The 16,555-nt window shown below is 41.8% G+C and carries 12 protein-coding genes, 10 tRNA genes and 1 pseudogene; 5 read left to right on the top strand and 18 right to left on the bottom strand.

Going from position 1 to position 16,555, the window contains the following annotated elements; genetic code table 11:
* Positions 1-45: 45 nt before the first annotated feature.
* From MF4642_RS04285 to MF4642_RS16855, 4 genes are all read right to left on the bottom strand, one after another.
* A complete protein-coding gene (locus MF4642_RS04285; RefSeq protein ID WP_078388425.1) occupies positions 46-1,521 on the bottom strand; it encodes an alanine/glycine:cation symporter family protein in 1,476 nt (491 codons plus the stop codon).
* A 74-nt stretch (positions 1,522-1,595) separates the two neighbouring features.
* On the bottom strand, positions 1,596-2,837 hold the full coding sequence (gene gltS, locus MF4642_RS04280; RefSeq protein WP_078425407.1) for a sodium/glutamate symporter: 1,242 nt from the start codon (positions 2,835-2,837) through the stop codon (positions 1,596-1,598).
* Positions 2,838-3,342: 505 nt separating this feature from the next.
* Complete coding sequence (locus MF4642_RS04275; RefSeq protein WP_078425406.1) at positions 3,343-4,617, bottom strand: DcaP family trimeric outer membrane transporter; 1,275 nt, start codon at positions 4,615-4,617, stop codon at positions 3,343-3,345.
* Positions 4,618-4,967: 350 nt separating this feature from the next.
* The gene (locus MF4642_RS16855; RefSeq protein WP_161489506.1) at positions 4,968-5,117 is read right to left on the bottom strand and encodes a hypothetical protein; all 150 of its coding nucleotides are present in this window, start codon (positions 5,115-5,117) and stop codon (positions 4,968-4,970) included.
* A 200-nt stretch (positions 5,118-5,317) separates the two neighbouring features.
* Between MF4642_RS16855 and MF4642_RS17330 the strand changes: the two genes are divergently transcribed.
* A complete protein-coding gene (locus tag MF4642_RS17330) occupies positions 5,318-5,608 on the top strand; it encodes a hypothetical protein (RefSeq protein WP_153041787.1) in 291 nt (96 codons plus the stop codon).
* A gap of 100 nt (positions 5,609-5,708) precedes the next feature.
* On the opposite strand, the pseudogene MF4642_RS04265 reads toward MF4642_RS17330, so the two are convergent.
* Positions 5,709-6,907: pseudogene (locus MF4642_RS04265) on the bottom strand (multidrug effflux MFS transporter).
* Positions 6,908-7,048: 141 nt separating this feature from the next.
* Here MF4642_RS04265 and yccS point away from each other — a divergent pair.
* From yccS to MF4642_RS04245, 4 genes are all read left to right on the top strand, one after another.
* The gene (gene yccS, locus MF4642_RS04260) at positions 7,049-9,223 is read left to right on the top strand and encodes a YccS family putative transporter (protein WP_078425475.1); all 2,175 of its coding nucleotides are present in this window, start codon (positions 7,049-7,051) and stop codon (positions 9,221-9,223) included.
* Between the two features lie 85 nt (positions 9,224-9,308).
* Positions 9,309-9,869: a YcxB family protein gene (locus MF4642_RS04255; protein ID WP_004981126.1), complete on the top strand. Its 561-nt coding sequence runs from the start codon at positions 9,309-9,311 to the stop codon at positions 9,867-9,869.
* Between the two features lie 174 nt (positions 9,870-10,043).
* Complete coding sequence (locus MF4642_RS04250; protein ID WP_078425404.1) at positions 10,044-12,701, top strand: PepSY domain-containing protein; 2,658 nt, start codon at positions 10,044-10,046, stop codon at positions 12,699-12,701.
* 95 nt (positions 12,702-12,796) lie between these two features.
* Positions 12,797-13,576 carry a YdcF family protein gene (locus MF4642_RS04245; protein WP_078425474.1) on the top strand — a complete coding sequence of 260 codons (780 nt, stop codon included), beginning with the start codon at positions 12,797-12,799 and terminating at the stop codon, positions 13,574-13,576.
* A gap of 17 nt (positions 13,577-13,593) precedes the next feature.
* Here the strand turns inward: MF4642_RS04245 and MF4642_RS04240 are convergent, their stop codons facing one another.
* The 13 genes from MF4642_RS04240 to MF4642_RS04180 all read right to left on the bottom strand — a co-directional run bounded on the left by MF4642_RS04240 (position 13,594) and on the right by MF4642_RS04180 (position 16,496).
* The gene (locus MF4642_RS04240) at positions 13,594-14,055 is read right to left on the bottom strand and encodes a DUF2750 domain-containing protein (RefSeq protein WP_058952127.1); all 462 of its coding nucleotides are present in this window, start codon (positions 14,053-14,055) and stop codon (positions 13,594-13,596) included.
* 85 nt (positions 14,056-14,140) lie between these two features.
* Positions 14,141-14,216 (bottom strand) — tRNA-Val (locus tag MF4642_RS04235).
* 88 nt (positions 14,217-14,304) lie between these two features.
* A tRNA-Asp gene (locus tag MF4642_RS04230) sits at positions 14,305-14,381 on the bottom strand.
* Between the two features lie 50 nt (positions 14,382-14,431).
* Positions 14,432-14,507, bottom strand: a tRNA-Val gene (locus tag MF4642_RS04225).
* 64 nt (positions 14,508-14,571) lie between these two features.
* Positions 14,572-14,648: transfer RNA gene (locus MF4642_RS04220), tRNA-Asp, on the bottom strand.
* An 11-nt stretch (positions 14,649-14,659) separates the two neighbouring features.
* A tRNA-Val gene (locus MF4642_RS04215) sits at positions 14,660-14,735 on the bottom strand.
* Positions 14,736-14,803: 68 nt separating this feature from the next.
* Positions 14,804-14,880: transfer RNA gene (locus MF4642_RS04210), tRNA-Asp, on the bottom strand.
* Positions 14,881-14,893: 13 nt separating this feature from the next.
* Positions 14,894-14,969 (bottom strand) — tRNA-Val (locus MF4642_RS04205).
* 21 nt (positions 14,970-14,990) lie between these two features.
* Positions 14,991-15,067: transfer RNA gene (locus tag MF4642_RS04200), tRNA-Asp, on the bottom strand.
* A 49-nt stretch (positions 15,068-15,116) separates the two neighbouring features.
* Positions 15,117-15,193: transfer RNA gene (locus MF4642_RS04195), tRNA-Asp, on the bottom strand.
* A 25-nt stretch (positions 15,194-15,218) separates the two neighbouring features.
* Positions 15,219-15,294, bottom strand: a tRNA-Val gene (locus MF4642_RS04190).
* A 306-nt stretch (positions 15,295-15,600) separates the two neighbouring features.
* Complete coding sequence (gene elsL, locus MF4642_RS04185) at positions 15,601-16,104, bottom strand: cell wall-recycling L,D-carboxypeptidase ElsL (RefSeq protein WP_078425403.1); 504 nt, start codon at positions 16,102-16,104, stop codon at positions 15,601-15,603.
* On the bottom strand, positions 16,104-16,496 hold the full coding sequence (locus tag MF4642_RS04180) for a YbaN family protein (RefSeq protein WP_078425402.1): 393 nt from the start codon (positions 16,494-16,496) through the stop codon (positions 16,104-16,106). The genes elsL and MF4642_RS04180 overlap by 1 nt, the downstream gene beginning before the upstream one ends.
* Positions 16,497-16,555 lie beyond the last annotated feature (59 nt).

The following is a 16,555-nucleotide window of genomic DNA, read 5'->3' as shown; positions in this document are numbered from 1 at the left end:
AAAAAAGCCCCTATCAATGTAGAGGCTTTTTTATGTACTAAATAATTACCAAATATCTGATTTCACTTTGTCTTTAAATTTAGGATGATTATCCAATTTAAACACAGGCTCTTTCACACCTTGTTTCAGCTGTGCCAAATAGTCTTTTAACAGCATCAATAAGAATGGTGTTAAAAGCAAAATAGCAAACAAGTTAATGGTGGCCATGATACCCATGAACAAATCCGCAGTGTTCCAAATGAGAGGCACGCTCATCACTGAACCGAGATATACCATAATCAAAACAAAGATACGGAAGACGAACATCACCTTGGCATTGTTATTGATAAATTGCACATTCCCTTCAGCATAAGCATAGTTACCAATGACTGATGAAAAGGCAAACATGAACAAAATCGTTGCAAGGAAGTCATCACCCCAAGAACCAATTTGGCTCTCTAAAGCCATTTGGGTGAGCGCTACGCCTTCAAAGCCCGCATCATGATAAAGTCCTGAGGCCAAAATAATAATCGCTGTACATGAACACACCACGAAGGTATCCACAAATACACCAAGCATTTGTACCAAACCTTGGTTTACAGGGTGCTTTACATCCGATGCAGCTGCCGCATTCGGTGCTGAACCCATACCTGCTTCATTAGAGAATAAACCACGTTTAATCCCCATCATCATTGCCATAGAAACCATTGCACCGAAGAAACCACCAGCAGCGGCTTCAAACTCAAAAGCTTTAGAGAAAATGAGCTGGAAGATATCGGGTAAAATAGCGTAATTAATTACGGCGATATATAAAGCAACAGCCAAATACAACAAAGCCATCAATGGCACAAAACTTTCTGCCACTTTGGCAATACGTTTAATCCCACCAAAGATAATCATTGCGGTCAGCAAGACTAGACCTAGTCCAACCCAAGACACCACAATATGAATGCCACCGAGCTCAAATGCCAAATTAGCTTTATCCCATCCCCATGCATGTGCTGTTGCACCTGTAATTGCATTGGCTTGTACTGCGTTAAACACAAAACCATAGGTTGAAATAAGCGCAACAGCAAAGACTACACCCAACCATTTTTGTTTCAGGCCTTGGGTAATATAGTAGGCAGGTCCACCACGGAACTGTTTATTTTCTTGGTCGCGCACCTTAAATAACTGCGCTAGAGATGACTCAACAAAAGCCGAACTCATGCCTAAAAATGCAGTGACCCACATCCAAAATACTGCACCCGGTCCACCAATCGCAATTGCGATCGCAACGCCCGCAACATTACCTACACCTACACGACTAGCAAGCCCAGTGACAAAAGCCTGAAAAGGTGTAATGCCATGATCATCATCACATTCCTTACGGCTTGATTTCATGACCTTAATGCTGTGCAAAAATAAGCGAACCTGTACTGCACCCGTAATTAGCGTGTAAAACAAACCGACCGCAACGAGGAAAATCACCAAAAAGTCCCACAGAGGTCCATTCAGGGTATTCACCCACCCGAGTAATGTTTCATTTAATTGATCATTCATCTCGATATCCTAATTATTGCGAGAGACCTGAAAGCAAAAAAGCCCTAGTTTCCTAGGGCAAATTGCATTTTCAATTAGTTAAAATATTGCAAAATAGACTGAATGACAGCCACGTTAATCAAGTCTACAAAGAATGCGCCGCATAAAGGCACAATCAAGAATGCCTTGTGCGAAGGACCATACATGTTGGTAATCGCCTGCATGTTTGCAACCGCAGTCGGGGTTGCACCCATACCAAATCCACAGTGACCCGCAGATAACACCGCAGCATCGTAGTTTTTACCCATCACACGGAATGTTACAAATGCAGCATACAAGCCCATCGTAATCATTTGTGCACCTAAAATCACCACAAGCGGACCAGCAAGGTCAGCCAATTGCCATAATTTCAATGAAAGCAAAGCCATCGCAAGGTACAACGACAGTGATGCATTACCAAATACATCAATCGCACGGTCAAAGATTTGAACTTTGAAAATACCTTCCAACACATTACGTAAAATCACACCACCTGCAAGCGCCCAAACAAAAGTCGGTAACTCAAGCATTGTGCCTTTCATATGGCCGGTCATAAAGTCAGCAAAAGCCAAACAGCCTGCAAACAAACCTAATGTCGTAATCGCATTATCCGCAGTGATTAAACGCACACGATGTGGATATTCAAACGGTACATATTCTGTTGAATTAATATCAGTCAGTGGCGTGTTATCACTCTTTTCAATTTGTTCATTGCTGCGAGGCGTTGCCAATTGATAGCGGTTAATAAGTAACTTCGCTAAAGGACCACCAATCAAACCACCAATAATCAAACCAAATGTCGCACTCGCCATACCCAAAGCTAATGCACCTTGGATACCATGCTTAACTTCTAAAATTTCACCCCAAGCACCCGCAGTACCATGACCACCAGTTAAGGTAATTGAACCTGCAATCAAACCAATAAGTGGGTCAATACCCAATAAAGTTGCAAGGCTAATGCCGACAAAGTTTTGCACCACAATAAATGATGCGACAGCCATCAAGAAAATAACCAGACCGATCCCGCCCTCACGCAATTTGGCAAAGTTTGCACTTAAACCAATTGAGGAAAAGAAAATCAGCATAAAGCTTGTTTGCAATTCGCTACTGGTCGTGATGCTATAGCCCCAAAGACTATGCACAACCAAGGAGATAATCGCTGCAACTAAACCACCTGCGACAGGCTCAGGAATGTTGTAGCGTTTCAAGAAACCAATTTTATTTACCAAGAAGCGGCCAAGTAACAAAACGATGACGGCTGCAATCAAGGTATAAAAAGCGTTAAAAGTAAATTCCATGACAATTGTCCATAAAGCGGATGCTTAGATTTTGTTATCTGGCTAATAAGCCACCGAATCCATTGATACTTCAAGAGATATTTCGTAAATCTGAGACAAACTCAGTCTTGCGTATGGAAATTCAGGCAATGGGTAAATTGGTAACAAACTAAGCGATCTGATGCATAACATGTTCAGTTCTACACGATGAGTAAACTGAAATAACGTAATGCCCAATAATGTTTGGACACAGATACGGTTTTTGAAAAAAATCACAAAACCGCCCCATATTGCTTTAAAAACAAGCAATAAATGCACAACATGGGCGAAAGACGGACATTATGCAGATTTTTTATAGATAATCTTTATTTTTTTACAATAGTTTCCAACTATTTCACTTATTTTTTTCTGACCCAATACTTAAGTCTATATTCAAAATGTATTTAGTGTGTATAAATTTCTCGACTCAAACAAAACAGGAGCCTAAAGCTCCTGTTTTTTAAACTACAACTATTTCATCACATGATTAGAAGCTGTATTTCGCCATTAAGCCAACACGGTTGTCTTTGTAGCTATCGCCAGCAAAGGTATCACGTTTACCATTGATATATTCAACACCTAAGTCCAACGGCTTAACTGGTGAATAGATGAAGTTAATCCATGCTTGGTAAACTTCTTCATTTGCAGCATCATTTATACGCGCGTAATCAGTACCATCATCTGCAAAGAGTGCGCCATAGGCTAAAGTCGAACGTAATTTCTCGTTGAATTTATACGTACCACCGACTTGTACACCAAACGCTTCATTTTGCTCGATATTGCCATTTACTGGATTTACATAAAATGCTGTATTGCTTCCGTATAAATAGTTGCTATTGCCCTGTACATAAGACACATCAGCACTTAGTTTTAGTGGGTCCATTACTTGATAGTTTACACCAGCAGCTAAGCCCCAAGCTGTATCAGAGTCATCAGCCGATTTATAATTTTCAACTAAAGCACGAGCAGATACAGAGCCTTTGCCATCAGCAAAACCTTGCGTTAATTTCGCAGTTAGGTTCGGTACGCTATATTTAATACCACCAGTACCACTACCATTTCCTTCTTCCGCAGCAATGAATAGTTTCGTTGCAGGTGCTAAATTAAAGCCATAACGTACTTGTGGAATACGTACTGTACCGCCACCCACGTTGGTGGCGAAGTCAATCATTTCTGGTGCATGGTTAGACAGGAAGTTAGATGTGGTTTGACCAAATAACCAGTTGTTATAGGTTAAATATGCATGACGGATACGAAGATTTTCACTTTTATCATTATCGCTACTTGCAAAGTCAACTTCTACTTTACCGCCAAGTTTGTTGTCGCCACCAACATTGGTATTGAAATCTAAACCTAAGCGTGTAGTTTTCGCTGTTGCACGAAGTTTGTCTTTTACATCTTCTTTAGAGCTTGAAACTTTGTTGAAGTCGTCGTCCGCACCTTCAATAATGTAGTTTGCATCGCCACGAACAAAACCATATAGGTTAATGTCTGCGCCAGACTTAGATTTAAACGAAGACAGTGGAGATTCAGCTTTTACAGGAGCTGGCTGTGCTTTCACTTGTTGAATCTGAACAGCTTGTTGTTGTTGAACTTGTTGCTGTTGTTGCATTAAAGCTTTTAATTCAGCAACTTCGGCACGTAACTGAGCGAGTTCTTGTTGTTCTTTAGTTGCAGCATGAGTTGTTGTCATCATCAGAGCAGCCACACTAAGTGCTAGGCTTTGAGCGATAAATGGCTTTTTATTGAGGGCTAAACGCATACACAAACTTCCTTTATTACATTGTTAGTGGTGAATCAAAAATTCCATTTCAGTAAAATTTTTTGCACAAAAGACCACTCCGTTTTGGTCTTTTCATATGCAAAGTAATCTTATAAAGATGAAAAATCGCACATTTCGATGTTTTAAGATATGACCTTTTATTACTCTTGCCACTAAAGTCTAATGCCATCAATTTTGAACTATAATTGATGTTATTCGCGATTGGCTTTGAAGCATCAAATTACAATTTAGACAAACTTTTGCAATAATTAAGTAACAATTCTTCATATTTTCTTAAATATAGACTGAGTTTTATTTGATATCTATACTTTTTTCTTATAACTAAAGTCTTAGTCTAATCGATAACCACCTATGCTCAGTGATGGGTCAAAATCACACCTTTGCACCAAAAAACCCCAACTATTCAGACGATTATTGCGCATGATAAATAAAATATCCGCAAGCACGAATACACGGTTATGGCAAATAGATGTGCTCATAGGAAAACTCCTAACAAAATGTTTGAGCAAACTCGTCAAACTCAATTTAGACCGTCTGAACATCCTGAAAAAACATCTAATAATAAGAAACTTTTGCATATTATCCAGAAAAATGGATTTCGCCTTTTATTGAACACCGCAGTGAAAATGGTTGGGGCTTGTATGGCTTGCTTAAAATTCAAAAAGGTGAAAAATAGAAAATGGCACAGCAGCAACTGCGGAATGATCAATTTTTTGATGCACCTGTCGAACTATTCTTCACCGTCAATCTAGCCATGGGCATCAGCACAAAAATGGATAGTGCCATGATGATACAAAAGACCATGATTACAGCCAAAGCACGAGACATATACGCTTGCCCACAAGCCGTATGGAATCATTTTCATGTGATCGTGTTGAACAGGATGAAGAATTGGTTGCAGCATGACGATGGGTTATGCGGATCCTGGGCAGATCGTCAATCGCTTTATAACACCACTCGTGCCAGTTGAAGATTTTGCAGTAATCTTAAACAATCAGTGCGATTTAACGTATTCATTTAAATAACGAAAGAGACTAAAATAAGTCTCTTTTTTTTATATAGTCACAACTTCAATTTTTAGACTTTTCGTGCTCAAGCTTAAACACATAATACAAAGCCAAAGCCACAAAAATAGCCATCACAATGGCCATATTCAAAAGTGCTGACCAGAGTAGAAAATTAAGAATCACACCACAAAGTAGACCACAACCAAATTGCATGCTGCCCATAATCGCACTAGCCGTTCCTGCCCGTGCACCCTGCTCAGACATTGCAATCGCCATGGCATTTGGCCCTGTAAAGCCGATTGCTGCGACAGCGAGAAACATCCCTGCGCAAACGATATATAAGGGCGCATGCGTCATGCTACCCGCTACCAACAGCAGCCCCACACCAGCCAACTGCAAAAAACTGCCTAATTTTAAGCGCTGAAAAACACTTAACCTTTGTACCAGACGTTTATTTAAAGTCGAGAACAGCATAATCCCAACTGCATTGGCACCAAAGGCATAGGCAAAAACTTGCTGATTTAAGCCATAACCATCCATCAGAATGGCAGCAGAAGCACTGATATAACAAAAGAGTACAGCCCCAGCAAAGCATCCAACAAACATCGGGCGTCTAAAGCTCGAATCTTGCAGAATCGCCCCGTAGAGATTTAAAACTTGATTAAAGTTAAGCTTTAAACGACGCTTCGGATCTAAAGTTTCTTCAAAGAAAAAATGTACACAGCACAGGCTTCCCAAACCAACGACCATCAAAAAGCCGAAAATACTATGCCAACTACTGAAACTCAGTACCAGCGCACCTAAACTCGGTGCAATAATCGGCGCGATGGTGGTCACGATCATCATACTGGCAAATGCTTGGGCGGAGGCTTGCATATCTAAACGGTCGCGAATCGCAGCTCGAGCAATCACCACGCCCACACAACCGCCTAAGGCTTGCAAAACTCGAGCGGCAATGAGACTCCACTCACTGTTTGCAAACACACACAGTAAACTGGCAATAATGTAGAGACTCAGTCCAAAATACAGCGGTTTTTTCCGCCCAATACGGTCACTTACTGGCCCAGTTGTCCAATCGCCAAGCCTAAGAAGTACGCAGGTAAGCTGTTGGCCACCATTTGTGTGCTTACCCCGAAATCATCTGCCATTTGTGGCAAAGCGGGTAAATACATATCAATAGACAGTGGACCAAGCGCAGTCAGTGAGGCAAGTAAGAGAATCCAAGCGTTGGAATAGACCGCTTTTTCCTGTGTAGTCGACATAGGATTAATTTATGTTTTGGAAGGAGAGTTTGCAGACAAGTTTACACGCTCCATAGTATGATTTATAGCAGAGCAGGTGAAATTTCACATATTCTCATATTTGAAAATTGTCCAACCCTAAGCGACAAACAAAGGTGCCCTTTGAAAGCATGGCTGACGAGTCTAAAACAGGCTACTTATAATACAACCTTCATGTATAACCTCCGCATGGTCATTACTTTTGCAGGGACGGCTTTTGTTCCATATTTTATGGGTTTTCAACTGGCAACTATTCCGCTGACACTCGGTGCAGTTGCTGCGGGTTTAAGTGATATTGATGACCGCTTTTCCGTGCGAATCATGAATTTAATTTTTACCTATATTGGCTTTTTCATTACCGCAACGTCGATATACTTTTTATTTCCACACCCAATTTTATTCGCACTGGGGCTAATCGTTTCGTGTATTGGTCTGATTTTACTGGGCTCACTGGGACGTCGTTATGCCATCATTTCCTACGGTTGCTTAGTGGTTTCCGTTTACTCCATGCTTGGCGTCGGGCTTTTTGACAACTGGTATACACAACCGTCTCTGCTGGTGATTGGAGCAATTTGGTATAGTATTATTTCAACCATCAGTTTTCTGCTCTTTCCCGTGCGTCAGGTGCAGGACAATCTATCGAAGTGTTATTCCTCACTCGCCGATTTTCTGTTTGCCAAATCCAACCTGTTTGATGTCGATATGACAGCTAACAGCTATCAACAGAGTATGATTGAACTGTCGTTGGAAAATGGTAAATTAATTGCAATTTTCAACGACATGAAAACCGCCCTACTCACCCGTTTAAAAGGTGACCGTGGACAACGAGATACCCGTCGCAGTCTGCAATATTATTTTGTGGCACAAGATATTCATGAACGTGCAGATTCAGCACATATTGACTATCAAAAACTGGCGAAAATTTTTCAACACAGCGATATTTTATTCCGCTTTCAACGAATCTTATCTATACAAGCTAAAGCCTGTAAGGACTTAAGCAGCAGCATTTTAAACCGTCAAACCTATACCCACAATAAACGCTTTAAACATGCTTTTGAAAACCTCCGTTTATCATTAGAAAAGCTCAGAGACGAACAACAATATGACCAAATTTGGGTCAATGCTCTGTTTTCACTGTATCAAAACTTAAAGTCGATTGATGCACAGCTACGTAACTTAGAGACTGAACGCAATATTAAACTCGATAAAGCTAAGCATATCGAAAGCCAGCTCAAAGATGATGACCTGAAAGGCTGGGATGACATTAAAGTTCGGATTAAACAACATCTCACCCCCGAGTCGGTTTTATTTAGACACGCGATTCGTCTGTCTATCGTACTATTAGTTGGATATATCTTTGTCCAAGTCACCAACATTGAATATGGGTACTGGATTCTACTGACAGCACTATTTGTCAGTCAGCCCAATTTCAACGCAACCAAACGTCGTTTACGTTTACGTATCGTAGGGACGTTGGTCGGAATCATTTTAGGGTATGCCGTATTGTACTTTGTACCTTCGATTGAAGGACAACTTCTCGTATTGGTTATCAGCGGGGTACTTTTCTTTGAGCTTCGCAGTAAACAATACGCTCAAGCCACCGCTTTCATTACTATCTTGGCGCTGATTAATTTCAACTTAGATGGTATGGGATATGAAGCTGCCCTTCCGCGCATGATGGATACCTTAATTGGCTGTGGTCTGGCATGGTTAGGCGTGAGTTTCATTTTCCCTGACTGGAAGTTCCGTCGCCTCCCCCGCACAATTTATCGTTCGCTTTCCGCACAATGTGATTATTTGGCTGAGGTGATTGAGCAGTATAAGTCTGGACGCAACAATGGCCTGAATTATCGCGTGGTCCGTCGTGCGGCACACAATACCGATGCCGAAGTTGCTTCACTCATTTCCACTTTAGCCACCGAGCCCGATTTTGACCCAATGCAAAAGAGCTTGGCGTTTGAGTTCTTGTGTCTCAATCATACTTTTATTAGCTATATTGCAGCTTTGGGGGCTCATCGCGAAAAAATTGACGACCCAGAAATTTTAGAATTGATGGATCGCGCTTTTGACAATATCCAAGGTGCGCTACTGCGGGATGAAATGCCTGATTTAACTGCGCAAAATATGCTACAGACCATACGTCAGCGTTTAAGCCAAAATAATGAGGAAGATCAGAAGGCATTGATTATTTTACAACAGCTTTCCTTGATGTTTAGCATCTTGAATCAGTTCAGTCGTTTGAAGCAAAGTTTAAGCCACGAACGGGATCATGAGGCCACAGAACTGGCTTCATTATAATTTGGGTGATTTTGGAACAATATACTCACTGAAATGCTCTAAATGATGCTAAACTTTTTGCAGTTTTAAATCTGTTACTTTCACTATGACCGCGAAAAATTTATACGCTTATACTTTACAGCCTGTGACCTATGAAATCACTGAAGCTGAACAACGCGATGCTCAATTAAAAATTTGGCGTAGCACAAACAAAATTAGCATGAAAGCTTGGATCATCATGGCTGTCGTTACAGCCCTTTCGATTCTTGGCCTAATTTTACTCAAAAATTATTCAACCATCTTTTGTTGGGTCGCAATCGCCTGCGTCGTGGTTTACCTTTTAGTCCGTAAATTCGGCTTAGAATGGTATGTGAAACGCAAAATGAATGAGTTTCCAGTTCAGGAAATTAAAGGCATTCGTTTAGGCGTACAACCTCATGGTCTGATTATGCGCCAGCAAATGGGCATGCAAGAAGGTGTCGGTGCGATCGGTTGGAAAGACATCTACGAATGGTATAACACACCTGAGTTTTTGTTGATTAAATTCAAAGTGAAAGGCCAAGAAGGGGCTTACATTCTGCCAAAACGCATGGATAGCAAAAACTTCTCGTTTAATACGATTCGTAAACATTTAAAAGAAACAGTCGGTGAAGCGCAGCCACTTTAAGTCCTGCCTTTCTCTTCTGTAAAAAAAACCTCCAACTTTTGGAGGTTTTTTTATATCCTAAACTCTCGAATACAAATGATAATGAGAATAAATATTAATTTCTAAATCCATATTATCTTCTCAATCTTCAGGTATAATTTCCGCACAACAAATCGCTCACCATTAAGTATCGCCATGTTTAAAAAAACATTTTTCCAAGTGCATTGGTTTTTGGGAATCACTGCGGGTCTTATCCTGTCGCTTATGGGCGTCACAGGGGCCATCTATTCTTATGAACAACAAATCTTAAAATGGATGAACCCAGATAGCTATACCGTTCAAGCAACACAAAACAATAAATTAACCCCTGCTGAGCTGTATCTACATTTCCAAAAACAAGATCCTGCCATCAAAATCAATAGTATTACGATTGCTCAAGAGTCAACCACTTCAAGTACGGTCAATATCGAGAAAGAAGGCGCACGTCGTGGTTATAACATGATGGTGAACCCGTATACTGCTGAAGTCTTACCCGAAGTTAAAGGCCGTGAGTTTTTTAACTTTATTCAACAGTTGCACCGTAATTTAACTGTCGGTCCTGTCGGTAAACAAATTACTGGCGCTTGTACCCTCATGCTTATTTTCTTTGTATTGAGTGGCCTGTACTTACGTTGGCCCAAACGTCATTCCATCAAACAATGGTTTTTTATTAAACCTAAATTGAAAGGACGTAACTTCATTTGGGATTTGCATGCTGTTGTTGGTACTTGGGTGGTGATCTTTTATCTGATCTTGGCCTGTACAGGACTGTACTGGTCTTATGATTGGTGGCGTGATGGCATGTTTAAAGTTCTTGGTGTTGAGCGCCCACAAGCCCAAATGCAAGAAGGACCCCGTCCAAATGCTGGTACAGCTCAAGGCCCACGTGGCGAACAGGCTGGTGCTCGTGGTGGAGAATCACGTGAACAAGGTCGTGGCGGCCCACAAGGTGAGCACACTGCACGTGGCCAAGGTGAACAACATAGTGAGCGTAAAGGCTTATCTCCAGAACAAGTACAAATTGCTTTAACCCAAACATGGACAGGATTTAACGCACAAGTGGGTCGGGACTATTCAACCCTGACCCTAAATATTCCGAAAAAGCCTGATGGTACACTTGAGCTTTCATTTGTAGATGCAATTCCACAGCATGAGCGGGCGCGAAACTCAGCGGTCTTCAACTATCAAACTTCACAAATTGAAAAAATGGAGTTGTATGAGCAGAAGAAGCTGAATGAAAAAATCATGAGCAGTATGCTTCCTGTGCACCGTGGTAGCTTCTTTGGCCCAATTTATCAATTCTTTGCCATGCTTGCATCACTGATGATGCCACTGTTCTTTATAACGGGTTGGATGCTATATCTCAAACGTCGTAAGCAAAAGAAACTCACTCAGCAAGCTCGTGGTGGAGCGTTGAATGTTCCGGTCGATCCACATGCGAAACCATGGCTCATTGCTTATGCAACACAAACAGGTGTTTCTGAGCAAATCGCTTGGCGTACTGCAACCAGCTTACAAGAAGCAAGACAACCTGTAAGCGTTAAAGCTGTGCAACACTTAACGCAAGATGACTTAAAAGCTGCCGAACAAGTGCTTTTTGTCGCAAGTACCTATGGCACAGGTGAAGCACCTGACTTAGCCAGTAGTTTTGAAAAGAAATTTTTAAATACAACTTTGGATTTGTCACACCTTCACTATGCCGTGTTGGCTTTAGGCTCTCAAGAATACCCTGATTCCTATTGTAGTTTTGGACATCGTATTGACCGTTGGTTAAAAGCCAATGGCGCACATGCTTTGTTTGAAACGATTGAAGTCAACAACGCAGATAACAATGATATTCAACGTTGGAACAGTGCTCTTGCCTCTGCAACCAAACTTGAGCTTCAAGCCATGAATATTGACAAAACCTTTGATCAATGGAATCTGGCACAACGTGAAGTACTCAATCCAAATAGTGTCGGAGCACATGCTTATAATATTGAGCTCAAAACCAACTTCGATGCAACATGGCAAGCGGGTGACATTGCTGAAGTTCAGCCAGGTAACAGCACCGCACGTATCCAAGCCTTTATGCAAAAGCATCACATTGCAGCACAGAGCATCGTTGAGTCTTTAGCCATTTCAATTGAGCAAGCGCTTTGGGATAAGAACCTCAACACAGAGATTGAGCCTTTTGCCAATTTGGAACATTTACTGGAACAGTTGAGCCCTTTACCTACACGTGAATACTCGATTGCAAGTGTACCGACTCAACAAGTGTTACGTTTGGTCGTACGCCAACAGCAAGATTCAGAAGGTGAACTGGGCTTAGGTTCTGGTTGGTTAACCCAACATGCCGAGCTTCAGCAACCTATCGCACTACGTATTCGTACCAATGAATCTTTCCACTTGATCAATGACAACCGTCCTATCATTTGTATTGGAAACGGCACAGGCATCGCTGGTTTAATGAGTCTACTCCATGCACGTACCCGCCTAGACTATACGCAAAACTGGTTGATCTTTGGTGAGCGTCAACGTGAACATGATTTCTTCTATCAAAGTACGATTGAAGCGTGGCAAACTACAGGCATGCTACAACGCTTAGATTTAGCGTTCTCACGAGATCAAGCAGAGAAAGTTTATGTACACCATAAACTGCGTGAACAAGCTACAGAGCTTAAAACATGGGTTGAAAATGGTGCCGTAATTTATGTCTGCGGTAGCATTAATGGTATGGCGAGCGATGTCGATACTGCCCTAATTGAAATCTTAGGCGAAGAAAAATTAGATCAATTACGTCAAGAAGGTCGTTACCGTCGTGATGTTTACTAAACACTAAGCGCAAGTAAAAAAACCGAGCCACAGTGCTCGGTTTTTTCATGCGTAAATTTGCTAGAATTCATGCAAACGATAACCCACAAGCTTGTATGCAAAAATCAAAAAGAGTCATTAGTTTTATTATCGGGTCATTACTGTTCGCAGACGGCTTGTATTTTGTTTTACAACTACGCTTTAATTTTGGCACCCTCTTGCCCTTATTGATTGGACTAGGCCTGATCATTTATGCACTCGCTTATCCTAAGCTTATCGCCTATATTCAAACCAATACAACCAGACAATCAATATGGCGTTGGGCTTGGGCGATTTTCTTTGTTTGGGTTTTTAGCTTAGTTATTTTCTTCGTCTTTTTAGGGTTTTCAAATCAACAAAATACCCCTCATGTCGCTGCACCCGCTATTGTAATTCTTGGCAGTGGTCTGAAGCATGGCAAACCGAGTCCAACATTGGCCAGCCGTTTAGATCAAGCGGCAAGCTATGCCAAGCTACATCCCAACAGCATTATGGTCGTCAGTGGCGGCCTATCCTTTCAGCAAAAAAATAGTGAAGCTGAAGCAATGCGACAATATCTGATTGATGTACACCATATCCCAGCACAGCGTATTTACACCGAAGATCAAAGTACCAGTACCGAGTTAAATCTGATCAATAGTAAAAAGATTTTAGCCAAGCAGCATATTTCCCTACAGCAACCGATTGCTATTGTGACCAGCGATTTTCATATCCCCCGTAGCCGTGCTATAGCCATACGTCAGGGTTATCAAATGCCTATCATGATCAGCGCTCAGACACCTCTTGCCACTCGCTATAATGCATGGTTACGTGAGTATTTTGCATATTGGAGTGGTTGGCTACTCAATGAATACTAAAATAAAATCCTCATGAATTAATGAAGACGGATTGTCCGTGGCGATGGTAATTGTAATTGCTTAAATAATTCAGGTTTCTGCATTGAAAATTGATATAAATAGTTTTTGATATCTAATAACAATTTTTCTGGTGCAACCAAGACATTTTGCCCTTCGGGGCTTAAGTTCATAGAGACCGTAGTTTTTTCTGAACGTAAGAATGGAATCACTTTTTCGACTAAATCGCTGAGACCAATACTCTGGATTTCGTAGCCCGCCCAATTATCTTTTACCAAAAGCTGCGCTAAACCTTTACTCTGCCACATCGCAAAAGAACGTTGTCCAGTCGGCGTAGCACATAAAGCCCAGCCATCTTGATATAAGGCTATAACATGACCTTGATGCACGATAGTTTCGATAAAAAGACGATAGATTTCAAGAGGATCGTAAGCAATATTTTGATTTTTAGACGCAGCTTTGCGTTGATATGGGTTTCTCATAAATCTGTCATATTTTAAAATTATTATTGCACAGAAGTTTATGAAAACAGCTTGAGATAAGCAAGGCTTTTACGACAAGGGAATATGGTGGGCGCTGACGGGATCGAACCGCCGACATTCTGCTTGTAAGGCAGACGCTCTACCAACTGAGCTAAGCGCCCTTGAGAAATAAAAATAGCGTCGCTATTTTTATGATGCAAGAAAGAAATCTTGCTTGATTCCATTTACTAGCACAAGGGATCTAGAAAATGGCGCAGCGGACGGGGCTCGAACCCGCGACCCCCGGCGTGACAGGCCGGTATTCTAACCAACTGAACTACCGCTGCAACGGTAATTGCGAATGCAATTAGGGTCATTAAGCTTTACAGCTTGAATATGGTGGGCGCTGACGGGATCGAACCGCCGACATTCTGCTTGTAAGGCAGACGCTCTACCAACTGAGCTAAGCGCCCTGATTTAAGATTGTCAGTCTTAGTGTTCAAATTTAAGCTCAGGGACTTAAATTTATATTTTAAATGGCGCAGCGGACGGGGCTCGAACCCGCGACCCCCGGCGTGACAGGCCGGTATTCTAACCAACTGAACTACCGCTGCGTCGTAAAATATGGTGGGCGCTGACGGGATCGAACCGCCGACATTCTGCTTGTAAGGCAGACGCTCTACCAACTGAGCTAAGCGCCCTGATTAAGATTGTCAGTCTTAGTTTTTAAACCTAAGCTCAGGAACTTAAATTTAATCGATTCTTTGAATGGCGCAGCGGACGGGGCTCGAACCCGCGACCCCCGGCGTGACAGGCCGGTATTCTAACCAACTGAACTACCGCTGCATCGCAAAAAATCTGGTGGGCGCTGACGGGATCGAACCGCCGACATTCTGCTTGTAAGGCAGACGCTCTACCAACTGAGCTAAGCGCCCTCATTAAGGATTCTGTATAAATGGCGCAGCGGACGGGGCTCGAACCCGCGACCCCCGGCGTGACAGGCCGGTATTCTAACCAACTGAACTACCGCTGCACTTACACAAAGTCACTAATGTGGTACAAACAATATTAAAAATCTTAAGTGGCGCAGCGGACGGGGCTCGAACCCGCGACCCCCGGCGTGACAGGCCGGTATTCTAACCAACTGAACTACCGCTGCACGTAAGATCTTTAACGTAAAGGCTTGGTGGGCGCTGACGGGATCGAACCGCCGACATTCTGCTTGTAAGGCAGACGCTCTACCAACTGAGCTAAGCGCCCTTAACGTCTTTATCGTTTGTGAGGTGCATTATAGAGAATCTTTACAGGCTGTCAAACGCTTTTCGGCTTGTTTTCGCTTTTTTGCAATCGAGTGATTAAAAAATAGGTCAAATGGTATAAAAACAAGTATTTTCTGTATGTTATTTAACATATTTGCGAAAATTAAAATGATTATTCGCTAAATTTCTTTTCCTCAAAATACACATTTTCTATGACTAATCCCCTTCTTCTACTCAATATTCATATTTTAAATTACAGCGTTGAATACTCAATAAAATAAGCTTGCACATTTTTTAACATCTATTTTTAGAGTTCAAGTTTATGTTCGGAAATATAAACCAGCGCATTGCAATCAATTAGTTCAAATAACTCTATGACATCCGTATTACGCATACGAATACAGCCATGCGACATCGGCATCCCCATTGGTTCACTATCTGGTGTTCCATGAATATAGATATAACGTTGATAGGTATCGCAGCCTTCCCCGCGATTGAAGCCCTCTTCTAAACCACTCAGCCATAAAATCCGAGACAAAATCCAGTCACGTTCAGGAAACTGCTTGGCTAAATCGGTGTCGTATACTTCACCTGTAGGCTTTCGAGCAATAAAAACGGCATTTTGCGGTTGCTCAGCACCATGCTTCTCAGCAACCAGATGCCAACCTCGCGGCGTTTTACCACTATTTTCAGTTTCGCCAATACCATTTTTCCCTGACGAGATCAGATAAAATTTATTCTTTTTAGGCAGCGTTAGAGTCTGTTCAGCCAGATCAATCAAGACGTCTGCATCAGCAATTACATAAGACATCAATTGTCCTCTATTTGTTTTTTATCTATTGATATATTGGGTTCTGGACGTAACCATAACCATATTGCGACAAGCAGCATGGTGGTATTGGTAAATAATTTCACTAAAAATGGTGCATTGGTCAGTAGCATGATCAGTCCACTGATCAACATCATGATACTGGCAAACCATTTCGCTTTACGTGGTACAGTGCCATTGGCACGCCATGCTCTTAACGTTGCGCCATATTTAGGATGGTTGAGTAACCAAGCATCCATTTGTGGCCAACCTTTAGACGCAGCCCAAGCTGCCGAGATCAGAAAAACAGTGGTTGGCATACCCGGCAACAGTGCACCGATAAAGCCTAGGATGACAAAGATCACCACTAAACAACGCCAAAACAACGTTTTCATACCACTTTCCTAAGCACCGAATTGCGGTAGTATAAAGTGTTTTTTAATTTTATCCGTTG

The sequence above is a fragment of the Acinetobacter sp. MF4642 genome (assembly GCF_002018925.1).
Lineage (GTDB): Bacteria > Pseudomonadota > Gammaproteobacteria > Pseudomonadales > Moraxellaceae > Acinetobacter > Acinetobacter johnsonii.
Note: the sequence above shows the minus strand (reverse complement) of the source record. Positions and strands in the feature narration are given on the sequence as shown.